Origin of the sequence: Horticoccus luteus, from assembly GCF_019464535.1 — a bacterium.
Taxonomy (GTDB): Bacteria; Verrucomicrobiota; Verrucomicrobiia; order Opitutales; family Opitutaceae; genus Horticoccus; species Horticoccus luteus.
Genome location: NZ_CP080507.1, coordinates 2,670,963 through 2,683,348, shown reverse-complemented (window position 1 = coordinate 2,683,348; position 12,386 = coordinate 2,670,963). Strand labels below are relative to the sequence as shown.

The following is a 12,386-nucleotide window of genomic DNA, read 5'->3' as shown; positions in this document are numbered from 1 at the left end:
TGCTCGATTTCATGTCAAAAGGTCCGCTGGCCCTCCTTGTCTGTGGCGGCTTGTTGGGCTCCCTTTTGGTTCGGAGTGGAATCTTAATCATGGCCGCAGGCTACATACTAATGTGGAGGCGACACCGAGCAGAGCGACGACAACGCCAAGCACGACAAGCCGCCGGTCTATCGACCACTTCGGAGCACTCTTCTCTCGAAGCTCGGATAGCGCCTTCTGTGCTGCCTCGTAACCCATCGTGCCAATCTTCCAGCCCTTCCTTTCGGCTAGAATCTGCGCCTCAGACATCGTGCGATACCGTGCTAGGCGGTGCTCAAACCACTCTGCGTCGGTCTGGGGGTTTCGATGCTCCATATCTTTCTTCGCCCAACAGTGTTATTCGCCCATACTCAGTGTGGCAATGCCAGAACTGAACGAGAGCGGGGGTTGCAGTTGAGGTGGGGAACGGAAACTCGGTTAGCCGTTGTGGCGTCGTGGCTTGATTTCATGCGACGGCGATCGGTCGGCGGCGAAACCTTGGGAATCGGATTGCTCGGGGCCGCGCAAAAGCCACACTGGCAGTATGGCTTTAGCCGGCGAGCGCACAGAGCAAAATCTGGACGAAATCGTGTCATTTCCGGAGTGGCGCGAAGTGTTGAACGGGGCGAGCGCATGGTCGGCGGAGGTGAAGCAGGCGCATGTCAGGGCAATTTTAGGATTGTTGCGAGCTTGCAAAGCCACGGGCCGGCCGCTGTCGGCGGGTTTCATCCGCTGGCATCTGGCGCGTGCTGGTTTGACGGAGAACGCGCGGCGGGCCGAGCGCGCGGCGTTCGCCTGGCTCTTCAAGGCGGCCAGAGCGGCGGGCAAGGCGCGCCCGGCGGCGCGCGGGTTTGTGGTGCCCGAGGTCGGGGCGCAACGGCCGGCGGATAACCCGCGGCGGTCGGGGCCGGAAGCGAGGCCGGCCGTGCCGCCGCTGGCGGCGGCGGATCAGGGCGGAGCGGAGTGGGAGCGCGCGTTGATCACGGCCATCCGGCGCAAGGGATTTTTGTGGCGCACGGAGCAGACGTATCGGGCCTGGGCGGCGCGGTTCGCGCGGTTCCTGGCCCCGCGCTCGCCCGAGACGGCCTCCGGGGACGAGGTGGCGGCGTTTCTCTCGGCGCTGGCCGTCGAGCAGCGCGCAGCGCCGTCCACGCAGAAGCAGGCGCTCAATGCGCTGGTGTTCTTCATGCAGGAAGCGTTGCGGATGGATCTGGGGGAAATGGATTTTCGGCGCGCGCGGGCCCGGGAGAGGATGCCGACGGTGTTGAGCAAGGCGGAGGTGCGGCAGGTGCTGGAGCAACTGCCGGGCGGCTACCGGCTGATGGCGGAGGTGATGTATGGCAGTGGACTGCGGCTGATGGAACTGCTGCGGCTGCGGGTGCACCACCTGGATCTGGCGCGCGGACAATTGAACGTTTACGGCGGGAAGGGCGACAAGGACCGGCTGACGGTGCTGCCGGAATCGCTGCGGGAAAAACTGGAGGCTCATCTGGCCCGACTGCGGGAGATTTTCGCGGAGGACCGGGCGGCGGAGGCGCCGGGAGTGTGGTTGCCGGAAGGGCTGGCCCGGAAATATCCCAAGGCGGGGGTGACGTGGGAGTGGCAGTGGTTGTGGCCGTCGCGCGAATTCATGCAGGACCCGGAGACGGGGCGGCGGCGGCGACATCATATCCTCGACGGGACGTTCCAGAATGCGGTGCGCAAGGCGGCGGGCGCGGCGGGGATGACGAAACGCGTGACGCCGCATGTGCTGCGGCACTCGTTTGCGACGCATCTGCTGGAGGCGGGCACCGATATCCGCACGGTGCAGGAACTACTCGGCCACCAGAGCGTGGAGACGACGCAGATCTATACGCATGTGATGCAGAAGCCGGGGCTGGGCGTGCGGAGTCCGTTGGATGCGGGGTGAGGAGGGCGGGCGGGTGGACGGCGGAGGGCGGAGGACGGACGAAGGAGGGAAACCTGAAGGCTGAAACTTGAAACCTGAAGGGAGCAGAAGGGGCGCGGATAGGATGCCGGGTGAGGGCACCCGGCCCACAGGGATGGGATGCCGGGTGAGGGCACCCGGCCCACAGGGATGCGGGAAGAAGGCGGGGCGGACGGGACGGCTCTACGCTCACGCGGTCTACTACGGGCGGCGCACAGGGCGGGAATGCCGGTCACGGGCGGAGGTCAGTGCTGACGCCGGGTGGGCGCAAAAAAGCCGCGACGGGGAGGCGTCGCGGCTTTTGATGAGGTGGGAAGCGCTCGGAGGAGCGCGTCGGCGGAGGATTACTGCGCGGGGGCGTCGGAGGCGGCGGGAGCGTCGCCGGCGGGTGCAGCCGCGGCGGGCTCGGTCGGAGCTTCGGCGGATTTTTGCGCTTCGAGGTCCTTCATCGCCGCTTTGCGGGAGAGGCGGACTTTGCCGGAGCGTTCATCGATGCCGATGCACTTCACCGTGATGGAATCGCCCATCTTTACGACGTCGTCGGTGCGACGCACGCGGAAGTCGGCGAGTTCGCTGATGTGGCAGAGGCCTTCCTTGCCGGGGAGGCACTCGACGAAGCAGCCGAAGTCTTTAATGCCGGTGACGCGGCCGGTGTAGATCTGGCCCATTTCGATCTGGGCGCCACCGCCGCCGCCGCCGGAACCGCCGCCGCAGAGGCCGTCGATTTCCTGAATGGCGCGGGACATGGCCTCGGCGTTGTTGGAGTAAACGAACACCTTGCCGGAATCATCCTCGGCGATGTCGATCTGCGCACCGGTCGTTTCCGTGATGCGGCGGATCGTCTTGCCACCGGGTCCGATGAGCAGGCCGATCTTTTCGGGATCGATCTGGATCGTCTGGATGCGGGGGGCGTATTTGCTGAGGTCGGCGCGGGGCGCGGGCAGGGACGAGAGCATCGCGCGGAGGATTTCCACGCGGGCATCGCGGGCCTGGAAGATCGCGGCTTTGGCGATTTCAAACGGGAGGCCGTTGATCTTGAGGTCGAGTTGGAAGCCGGTGATGCCGACGGTGGTGCCGGCGAGCTTGAAGTCCATGTCGCCGAAGTGATCTTCCTCACCGAGAATGTCGGTGATGGTGACCCATTTGGAGATGGAGCCGTCGGCGGCGTTTTCGGTCATGAGGCCGCAGGAGATGCCGGCGACAGGGGCGACGATCGGCACGCCGGCGTCCATGAGCGCGAGACAGCCGCCGCAGATGGAGGCCATCGACGTGGAGCCGTTGGAGGCCATGATTTCCGAGACGACGCGGATCGAATACGGGAAGACGTCTTCAGGCGGGAGGATCGGAACGAGGGAGCGTTCGGCGAGGGCGCCGTGGCCGATTTCGCGGCGGCCGGGGCCGATGAAGCGGCCGGTTTCACCGACGGAGAACGGCGGGAAATTATAGTGCAGGATGAAGCTCTTGGACTTGGCGCCGCCGGTGAGGGCGTCGAGGTCCTGGGCTTCCTTGGTCGGCCCGAGGGTGGTGATGACGATGCTCTGGGTGTCGCCGCGTTGGAACATGGCGGAGCCGTGCACGCGGGGGAGGACGCCGACTTCGCAACCGAGGGGGCGGATGGTTTTGGCATCGCGGCCATCGGCGCGGACGCCGCGCTCGAGGACGGTTTTGCGGTAGGCTTTGTATTGGAGGTCTTCGAAGACGACGTTGAGGTCGACATCGGTGAACTTGCCTTCGCCGAGTTCGGCGGTGAGGGCGGCCTTGGCTTCTTCCTTGAGGAGTTTCACGGCGGCGCTGCGGGCGGCCTTTTCCTTGCCGAAGATGGCGGTCGCGAGGCGGTCGGCGGGGACGACGCGCTCGATGATGGCGCGGGCCTCGGGGGTGGCGCCGACGAGCGCGAAGGTGGCCTTGGGTTTGCCCGCGACGGCGACGAGTTGCTTGATGGCGGCGATGATCGGCTGGATGGCTTGGTGGCCGAATTCCAGGGCGTTGACGAATTCGTCTTCGGGGAGCTGATCGGCAGAGCCTTCGATCATCAGCATGTTTTTCTCGGTGCCGACGTAGATGAGATCGAGGCGGGAGGAGAACATCTGCTCAATCGTGGGATTGGCGACGAACTGGCCGTCGATGAGGGCGACGCGCACGCAGGCGATCGGGCCGGCCCAGGGGATGTCCGAGATGGCGAGAGCGGCGCTGGCGCCGTTGACCATGAGGATGTCGGACTCGTGGATCTGGTCGGCGGAGAGGAGCAGGCCGATGATCTGGACTTCGTTGAGGAAGCCTTCCGGGAAAAGCGGGCGGCAGGGGCGATCGCAGAGGCGCGAGGTGAGAATTTCCTTCTCGGACGGACGGCCTTCGCGCTTGAAATAACCGCCCGGAAAGCGGCCGGCGGCGGAGTATTTTTCGCGGTAGTCGACCGTGAGCGGGAAGAAGTCCTGACCCGGACGCATGGTCTGGGCGGCGGTGGCGGCGACGAAGACGTTGGTCTCGCCGACGGTGACGGTGACCGCGCCGTTGGCGAGGTTGGCAATGGTGCCGGTGGAGAACGTCAGGCCGAGGCCCGGGACGGTAACGGAGTGTTTCTGATTCATGTTTCTATTCGATTGCGTGTCAGCGGATAGGACGGGCTGGGCCGGCGACACGACCGGCGGCCCGGTTGCTTCCGCAGGGCGGAAGCGGCGACGGCATCGAGGCCGGCGCAAAGGGGGTGATAAAATGAACCCCGCTTCAATCTCCTCGCTGTAACTCGAGAGATTTCGGATTGGCGCCTTGGATGCGGCCGGAATCTGCGGGGCGAAAGCCCCTCCGGCGGTCAAGGCAACAAGCGGAAATGTCCCGGTCGAGAGTCGAGTGTCGGAAAGACAACGGGCGACCCGCGGATCGGGTCGCCCGTGTGACGAAAGCGTTACTTACGAAGATTCAGCTTCTGCAGGATCTCGGTATACTTGTTCAAGTTTTGACGCTTGAGGTAATCGAGAAGCTTGCGACGGCGGGAAGCCATCTGCAGGAGGCCGCGGCGCGAGTGGAAGTCTTTGCGATGCGTGCGCAGGTGCTCGGTCAGGTGACTGATCCGGGCGCTGAGCAATGCGATCTGGACTTCGGACGAACCGGTATCCTTATCGTGAGTTTTGTAAGCTGCGATGATTTCAGGTTTTACGACTGTGGTAGACATGGTTTATTGTTTAAGTTTCACGACTGCAGGGGGCTTTGGAGGCCCCGTGTCACCCGCCGCTCCGCGACCGAAATCGCGGTTGAGCCGGTGTCACCGTTCCAATCCGGCGGGGTGCCGGACCAGTCATGGTGGGAACCCGCAACCGACGGGCTTCCACTAACGCAAGTGGCGACGTTCTAAGGGGGGAGCGGGCGGGGCAAGCGCAAACTTGCGGCATGAAAAGGGGCGGAGGAAAGCCGTTAACCGGCGCGGATGTTGAGCGATTTGACGATTTCGCAGCCGGGGAGTTTTTGCAGACGTTTCAAGATTTCGGCGCGGTGCAGGAAGAGCTCGTTGCGAACGACGGCGTGACCGGCGACGACGACGAGGCGGCCGCGTTCGATGGCGACGGCATGCGAGTAGGAGGCGTTGGCGGGACCGACGAGGCGCGGCCAGAATTCGCGAATGGCTTGCTCGGGGGAAGGGCGGCCGACCTGATATTTCACCATCAGTTGCTCGACGAGATCGGCGAGAGGCAGGGTGGGGCGGCGGACGTGGCGCTTCGGTTCCGTGGGCGGCAGGTGGCGGAGTTCGCCGATGAGTTCTTCGGCGATTTTGCTGAAGGTGTGGGGTTGGTCGGCGGTCACGGTCAGGAAGCGTCAGGCGGCGGGGCGGCGTGATCAACTTCGTAAAGCCGGCTGTAGCGGACGAAGGCGCTGAAGGCGGTGGCGCTCGCGATGTAGAAGCCCGGGAAGCCGTCGAGAAAGCCGAGTTTGATCACGTAGGCGCGGAAGAAGCGCCAGAACGGCCGGACGATCACGGGGAAAAGGGAGAAGCGGGTGCCTTGATCCTGGCGCTGGCGGACGAAGAGTTCAGCGAAGGCGTTGATCTTGGAAACGTGGCTCGCGAGCGTGGGGAACGAGTAATGATGCAAGTCGCCGCGCAGGCGCGCGACGGGGCCGTCGGCGGAAATCTTTTCGTGGACGACGGCGTCGCCGCCCCAGTGGGCGCGGTCGCGATGGAAGAGCCGGAGGCTGAGATCGGGATACCAATCGCCGTGGGTGATCCAGCGGTCGATGAACCAGACTTTGCGCGGAAAACGGGCGCCCACGAAGCGCTGGTCGTCACCGCGCGCGAAGAAGCGGACGAGGTCGGCGCGCAACGCAGGGGAAACTTCTTCGTCGGCGTCGAGGGAGAGAATCCACGGGTGCGCGGCGAGGGCGTTGGCGGCGTTCTTGGTGTCGCGAAAACCCTGCCACGGAAGATCGTGGACCTGCGCGCCGAAAGGCTCGGCGACGGCGGCGGAGGCGTCGGTGGTGTTGTTGAGCACGAGAACCGTCTCGGCAGTCCAACCTTGCACGCTGGCGAGGCAGCGGGGGAGGTTGTGCGCTTCGTTGCGCGCGACGATGACGACAGAAACGGGGAGCTGTGTAGCCGGAGTTGGAACCACTGCGGGAAACTTAATGGACACTAATCGGCGGGGCGGAAGCGGAATGTGAGCGTCGCGGACGAGGCGAAAGAGCGGGCGAAAGGCGGCTGCGGGCGCGAGGGGGGAGTGGGTTGTGGCCGAGGCGGGGTGGCGTCAGATGCGGCCGGTGAGCGAACGCGGAATCTGGTAAAGGTAGCCGCACGAGCGCCAGGCGCGCACGAGGGCTTTTTTGGCGGCGCCGCGGCGGAAGACGAGGGTGTTGGCGAGGGCGAGGAGCGCGAAGCCGAGGGCTTTAACGACGTTGCCGAGGAAACGGCCGGAAAGATATGCGGCGGCGCCGGGTTGACCGGCGCGGTCGATGACGCGAGAGCGGGCGGAATCGAAGGCGTGGCGGGCGGCGTAGCGAAACGTGGTGCGCGAAGCGGGCATTTGGTGGCGCACGGCAGCGGCGGGGGCAAACCACACCTCGAGGCCGGCGGCGCGCACGCGGCGGATCATCTCGCTGTCGCCACCGGAGAAGTAGTTGCCCGCGGCGCGATCAAGGGCGGTGTGGAAGGCGCCGAGTTGCGCGAAGACCCACGCGGGAAAAGCGAAGTTGGCGCCCATGGGCGAGTGGCGCGCGGGGAGCGGACCGAGGTCGGGGCGCAACGCGAGGGGCGCATGCCATTCGGCGACCCACGCAGGCAGGCCGTGCGGGAAAATGGGAATCACTTCGCCGCCGACGGCACCGATGCGGCGCGTGGAGTCGGCGAGGAGCGGCGCGGCGATTTGGGCGAGCCAGTCGGGGGAGACGAGAATGTCGTCGTCGCCGAAGACGATGATGTCGCCGGCGGCTTCGGCGATGGCGCGGTTGCGGGCGTGATCGAGGCCTTGTTGCGTTTCGAGAAAGTAGCGGGGCGCGGGGCGGGCCGTGGCGAATTCTGCGACGACGGCGCGGGTGTCGTCGGGGGAGTTGTTGTCGATGACGAGGATCTCGAAAAAGTCGCGCGGGAATTGCTGGGCGACGATGCCGGCGAGCGTTTGCCGGAGGAACGCGGCGCGGTTGTAGGTGGGAATCGCGACCGTGATCTTCATGACGGCGAAGGCCGCGCGGGCGACGCGGCGAGACGGTCGCGCACGGCGGCGTAAACCTCGGCGATGGAAAGTTTGCGCACGCAGTAGCTGAGATAGGAGTTGCCGGGCTGGCACGGGCCGGGCGCGTCGCCGGGGGCGAAGCAGGTGCAGGGCAGGGGCGTTTGCAGGACGGTGTGCTGCGCGCCGAGCGGGCGCCACAGGGTGGTGTTTTGCGAACTGAATAACGCGACGACGGGCGTGCCGACGGCGGCGGCGACGTGCATGGGGCCGCTGTCGTGGCAGAGGAGGAGATCGAATTGCGTGAGGAGGGCGGCGAACTGGCGGACGGTGAGGCGTTGGTCGAGCGTGATGAGGTGCATCTGCGCGGCGGCGCGGATGGCTTTGACCACGGAGGCTTCGCCGGGGCCGGCGAGCGCGTAGACTTGCACGCCGAGTTCGTCCTGCGCGCGATCACTCACGGCGGCGAAACGCTCGGCGGGCCAGATGCGATACGGGCTGCGGCTGCCGGGATGAATCAAGACGCGCCGCGGGGCGCCGGGTGGGCGCACGCCGAGGAGGCGTTGCGCGAAAGCGATGTCTTCGGCGTGCGGCGTGAGGGCGACGTCATGCGTAGCGACGGGCACGCCGAGCGGGGCGAGGAGCGCGAGGTAGGTGTCGGTGATGTGATGCGATTGATAAAAAGCCTCGGTGACGCGGGCGAAATGCGTGTAGGCGCGGCGCGCGCGCACGCGGTTGGTTTCGCGATCGTAGGTCACGCGCACGGGCGCGCCGGTGAACCGGGTGACGAGGGCGGTGCGCTCGGTGTTATCGACGTCGATGACGTGGGTGAAGCGGGCGGCGCGAATGACGCGGAGGAAACGCAGCCAGGCGGTGAGGGTGACGGGCAGCGTGACGGCGCCGTTGACGTCGGGGTTGAGTCCGAGGATCGGCGCGTAAGCGGTTTCGGTGAGGCAGGCGATGCGCGCGGCGGGCCAGTGGCGGCGCAGGTTTTTGAAGAGGCTGCCGAGGAGAACAATATCGCCGAGATAGCGGCGACGAATGACGAGGATGCGGGGCGCGTCGGCGGTCACAGCGCGGCGGGTGGCAAGGCGGTGTTGCTCTGATGGTCGTAGAGCGAACGGTAGAGCGGGTTGGCGGCGTAGAGCTCGGCGTGCGTGCCGGTGGCCGCGATGACGCCGCGGTCGAAGACGAGGATTTGCGTGGCGTCGCGGATGGTGGAGAAGCGGTGCGCGATGATGAGGACGGTTTTGCCCTGCATGAGTTTTTTCAACGCGAGTTGGACGGCGGCTTCGCTCTCGCTGTCGAGCGCGCTGGTGGGTTCGTCGAGGACGAGAATGGGGGCGTTGCGCAGGAAGGCGCGGGCGAGGGCGATGCGCTGGCGCTGGCCGCCGGAGAGGGCGGCGCCGCGTTCGCCGACGATGGTTTCGTAGCCGAGCGGTTGGGCGAGAATGAAGTCGTGGGCGAAGGCGTCGCGGGCGGCGGTTTCGATTTCGGCGCGGGTGGCGTCGGGCCGGCCGAGCAGGATGTTGGCGGCGATGGTGTCGTTGAAGAGCACGGGTTCCTGCGAGACGAGCGCGATGTTGCGGCGGAGGTCGGCGAGGCGGAGGGCGCGGACGTCGAGCGCGTCGATCGTGACGGCGCCGGCGCCGACTTCATAGAAACGAGGGACGAGGTTGGCGAAGGTGGATTTGCCCGCGCCGCTTGGGCCCACGAGTGCGCAGACGGCGCCGGCGGGAATGGAGGTGGAGATATCGCGCAGGACGGGGGCGTCAGTCGTGTAGGCGAACGAGACGTGGTTGAAGGCGATGTCGCCCCGGAGGCGCGTGACGGGCACGGGGTCGGCGGGGTCGGCGATGGTGACCGGCTCGTGCAGGACGACCTCGAGGCGGTCGAGGGCGGCGGTGGCGCGTTTGATTTCGTTGTTCAACGAACCGAGTTTTTTGATCGGTTCGTAAGAGGTGTAGAGCGCGCCGATGAGGGCGATGAACGTGGCGAGGTCGATGCCGCTTTGATACGCGTAGACGAGCGTGCCGGCGATGCCGGCGGCGGAAATGACCTCGATCGCGGGGGTGAGGGCCTGGGCGTATTTGGCGATCTTCATCTGCGCCACGACGAGCGCGTGGGTGTGCGTGCCGAAGCGCGCGACCTCGCGGTCCTCGAGGCTGAAGGCGCGCACTTCGCGGGCGGCGGAGAGGTTTTCGCTGAAGTGGCCGGTGACGGAGCCGAGCTCGGCCTGCATTTGCGCGGCGCGTTTGATGACTTTGCGGCCGACGTAGCGGATGGGGAAAATGACGAGCGGGACGACAGCGAAGCAGACGAGGAGGAGCAGCACGCCTTGCGACGTGAGCGCGAGGACGGCGAGGGCGACGAGCGAGCCGAGGAGGGTGGCGGGCTGCTTGATGCCGTCGTTCGCGACGAGCGTGAGCGCGAACTGGAGTTGCTGGGTGTCGGCGAGGCCGCGCGAGAGGAGGTCGCCGGTCTGGCGGCTTTGGACGAACGAGAGCGGGAGGCGTTGAAGTTTTTCGAAGTATTCGCCGCGCAACGCCTCGAGGATGCGCACGCCGGCGTATTGCGTGTAGTAGCTGTTGAGGTAACCGGCGACGGCGCGCAGGAGAAACACGGTCGGAATGCACGCGGCGATGAGCACGACGGTGCTGAGCTCGAGCGCGCCGTGGAGCTGGAAGATCGGCGGGAAGACGTATTTGACGAGCAGCGGGATGCCGGCGCCGCTGGCCGCGCCGTAGATGATGCCGTAAACGATCGCCTTGACGATCGGTCCGCGCACGAGGCGCAGAAAGCGGAGATACGGAAAGAGGCGGCGCATGTTTAGTCGGAGGAGGCGCGCACATCCAAGGCATCACGAAGACCGTCGCCGAGAAAATTGAGCGAGAAGAGCGTGAGGGAAAAGAGACCGGCGGGAAACAAGAGCAGCCACCAATACTCTTCCATCTTCTCGGCGCCATCCTTGATCAACGTGCCCCACGAGCTCATGGGCGCATCGACGCCGAGGCCGAGAAAACTGAGAAACGCCTCGAGCAGCATGACGGCGGGAATGGTGAGCGTGGTGTAAACGACGACCGGCCCGAGGAGGTTGGGAATGAGGTGGCGGAAAATAATGCGGCGGCGGCTGAAGCCGAGTGCGCGGGCGGCCTCGATGAATTCCATTTTTTTCAACGAGAGAATCTGGCCGCGCACGATGCGCGCCATGGTGAGCCATTCCACGGCGCCGATGGCGGCGAAGAGCGCGAGGATTTTGCCGGCGCCTTGATAACTGCTGAGCCAGGAAAACTGGCGCAGCCAGGCGTCGAGGGCGTCCATGGGCGCCTTGAGAAACACCATGAGCAGGATGACAAAAATCGTGAACGGCAGGGCGTAGAGGATGTCGACGAGGCGCATCATCACGGTGTCGGTCTTGCCCCCGGCGTAGCCGGAAATGGCGCCGTAGCTGACGCCGATCAGCAGGGCGACGGCGGACGCGACGAGGCCGACCATGAGCGAGATGCGGCCGCCGATGCAGACGCGCACGAGGAGATCGCGGCCGAGTTGATCGGTGCCGAGCCAGTGCGCGGCGCCGGGCGCAGCGAACGTGTTGGCGAGATCCATGCCATCGTAGGCGTAGGAGGACATGATCGGCTCGATCACGCAGAGCAGCACCACCAGCACGAGCATCACACCGCCGGCGACGGCGGGACGGTTTTTGCGCAGGCGCGCCCAGGCGTCGCGCCAGAGGGATTGTCCGCGTTCCAGTTCGGCGGGCAAGACGGGGGCGGCGGGAAGCTGGTCGGCGGAAGGCGAAAGCGAAGCGCGCATCACTCGAATTTGAGTTTCGGGTTGAGCCAGACCTGCGCGAGATCGACGAGCAGGTTGCACGCGACGATGAGCGTGGCGTAAAGGATGACGGTGCCGCAAACGAGTGTGTAGTCGCGGCTGAAAGCGCTGTGCACGAACTGCCGGCCGAGGCCGGGGATTTGGAAGATGGTTTCGATGACAAAGGATCCCGTGATGATGCCGGCGATGGCGGGACCGAGGTAGGAAACGACCGGGAGAAGACCGCCGCGCAGGGCGTGGCGGAAGATGATGCGCGTTTCCGAGGCGCCCTTGGCGCGCGCGGTGCGGATGAAATCCTGGTTGAGGATTTCGAGCATGCCGCCGCGCGTGAGCCGCATGAGGTAGGCGCCGTAAACGAGGCCGAGCGTGAGGGCGGGCAGAATGCGATCAGAGGGCGTGGACCAGCCCGAGGCATTGACCCAGCCGAAATGGATGGCGAAGGCGAGAACGAGCAGGGGACCGAGGACGAAGGTTGGCAGGCAGATGCCCGTCATCGCGACCGACGAACAGAGGTGATCGAGCCAGGAGTTGCGGCGCACGGCGGCGAGCACGCCGAGGGGCAGCCCTACGAGGAGGGCGATGAGAAGGGATTCTGCGCCGAGTTCGAGGGAAACGGGAAACGTGTCGGCAATGATTTCGTTGACGGTGCGATTCGGATACTTGAACGACGGGCCGAGGTCGCCATGGAGGACGATGTCGCGCAGGTAGGCGCCGAATTGCACGAGGAGCGGGCGGTCGAGGCCGTAGTGGCGCTCGAGGTTGCGCTGGATTTCGGGCGGGATGTTTTTCTCGGCGGTGAACGGGCCGCCGGGCACGAGGCGCAGCATGAAAAACGTCGCCGCGATGATGATCAACAGCACGGGGATCGTTTGAAGCAGGCGACGGACGAGGAAGCGCAGCATGCGTTGGAGAGAGGAGACAGCAGCCGAAGATGAAGGCAAGACCGCGGGACTGCGCGGGCG

At 65.8% G+C, this 12,386-nt stretch carries 10 protein-coding genes; 1 reads left to right on the top strand and 9 read right to left on the bottom strand.

The annotated features are described in order from the left end of the window. Positions 1 to 562 precede the first annotated feature (562 nt). A complete protein-coding gene (locus K0B96_RS11000; RefSeq protein ID WP_220160950.1) occupies positions 563 to 1,927 on the top strand; it encodes an integron integrase in 1,365 nt (454 codons plus the stop codon). 362 nt (positions 1,928 to 2,289) lie between these two features. On the opposite strand, the gene pnp is transcribed toward K0B96_RS11000, so the two are convergent. From pnp to K0B96_RS10955, 9 genes are all read right to left on the bottom strand, one after another. Then, on the bottom strand, positions 2,290 to 4,533 hold the full coding sequence (pnp, locus tag K0B96_RS10995) for a polyribonucleotide nucleotidyltransferase (protein ID WP_220160949.1): 2,244 nt from the start codon (positions 4,531 to 4,533) through the stop codon (positions 2,290 to 2,292). 314 nt (positions 4,534 to 4,847) lie between these two features. Beyond that, entirely contained in the window at positions 4,848 to 5,114 is a 267-nt protein-coding gene (gene rpsO, locus K0B96_RS10990) for a 30S ribosomal protein S15 (RefSeq protein WP_220160948.1), read from the bottom strand. A 239-nt stretch (positions 5,115 to 5,353) separates the two neighbouring features. After that, the gene (locus K0B96_RS10985) at positions 5,354 to 5,740 is read right to left on the bottom strand and encodes a DciA family protein (RefSeq protein ID WP_220160947.1); all 387 of its coding nucleotides are present in this window, start codon (positions 5,738 to 5,740) and stop codon (positions 5,354 to 5,356) included. Between the two features lie 2 nt (positions 5,741 to 5,742). Further along, positions 5,743 to 6,543 (bottom strand): glycosyltransferase family 2 protein, encoded by an 801-nt coding sequence (locus K0B96_RS10980; RefSeq protein WP_220160946.1) that lies wholly within the window; start codon positions 6,541 to 6,543, stop codon positions 5,743 to 5,745. A 132-nt stretch (positions 6,544 to 6,675) separates the two neighbouring features. Beyond that, positions 6,676 to 7,596, bottom strand: coding sequence for a glycosyltransferase (locus tag K0B96_RS10975; RefSeq protein WP_220160945.1), 921 nt, complete (start codon positions 7,594 to 7,596; stop codon positions 6,676 to 6,678). Continuing rightward, positions 7,593 to 8,666, bottom strand: a complete 1,074-nt coding sequence (locus K0B96_RS10970; RefSeq protein ID WP_220160944.1) for a glycosyltransferase family 9 protein — start codon at positions 8,664 to 8,666, stop codon at positions 7,593 to 7,595. Before K0B96_RS10970 ends, K0B96_RS10975 begins: the two co-directional genes overlap by 4 nt. Further along, positions 8,663 to 10,420, bottom strand: coding sequence for an ABC transporter ATP-binding protein (locus K0B96_RS10965; RefSeq protein WP_220160943.1), 1,758 nt, complete (start codon positions 10,418 to 10,420; stop codon positions 8,663 to 8,665). The genes K0B96_RS10970 and K0B96_RS10965 overlap by 4 nt, the downstream gene beginning before the upstream one ends. 2 nt (positions 10,421 to 10,422) lie before the next feature. Then, positions 10,423 to 11,406, bottom strand: a complete 984-nt coding sequence (locus K0B96_RS10960) for an ABC transporter permease (protein ID WP_220160942.1) — start codon at positions 11,404 to 11,406, stop codon at positions 10,423 to 10,425. Next, positions 11,406 to 12,326, bottom strand: a complete 921-nt coding sequence (locus tag K0B96_RS10955) for an ABC transporter permease (protein WP_220160941.1) — start codon at positions 12,324 to 12,326, stop codon at positions 11,406 to 11,408. The genes K0B96_RS10960 and K0B96_RS10955 overlap by 1 nt, the downstream gene beginning before the upstream one ends. Positions 12,327 to 12,386 lie beyond the last annotated feature (60 nt).